This window comes from Streptomyces sp. SID13726, from assembly GCF_010548375.1.
Classification (GTDB): domain Bacteria; phylum Actinomycetota; class Actinomycetes; order Streptomycetales; family Streptomycetaceae; genus Streptomyces.
Genome location: NZ_JAAGLY010000538.1, coordinates 1 through 424, shown reverse-complemented (window position 1 = coordinate 424; position 424 = coordinate 1). Strand labels below are relative to the sequence as shown.

1 protein-coding gene is annotated in these 424 nt (G+C 68.4%); it reads left to right on the top strand.

Annotated elements, in window-relative coordinates; translation table 11 throughout:
- Nucleotides 1–209 (top strand): hypothetical protein (locus G3I78_RS49005; protein ID WP_203616562.1); only part of this gene is annotated, 209 nt, incomplete at its 5' end.
- Between the last annotated feature and the right edge of the window lie 215 nt (nucleotides 210–424).

The following is a 424-nucleotide window of genomic DNA, read 5'->3' as shown; positions in this document are numbered from 1 at the left end:
TGGGGAACGCTTCTGTCCCATTGGAGGACTACATGCCGCTCGACCCGATGTCCCTCGCCCTGCTCGTCCTGCTCACCGGGCTCGTGTGCGCGACCGCCGTCTGCATCGTCGCCCTGTTCCGTGGACACCGATCCGACACCGTCGCCCTGGTGCGCGCGCTGGCCGAACTCGTCAGCGTCTTCACCCGCTACCGGCGCAAGAAGCAGTAGCCGTGCCCGGCCTCAGTCGTCGCGTACGTCTCCGCGGGGACCCGTACGTCTGCGAGATGACGTACGGCGACGAGCACCAGCCGGTTACCGGTTACCGGTTACAGGCCGGGAGCCCCCACCCGGATGCCCTGAACAGCGCGAACCAGGCGCCCAGAAGACCTGTAACCGGTAACCGATCGGATCCGATCGGGCCGGGCCGGCCACCGCCGTGGGCA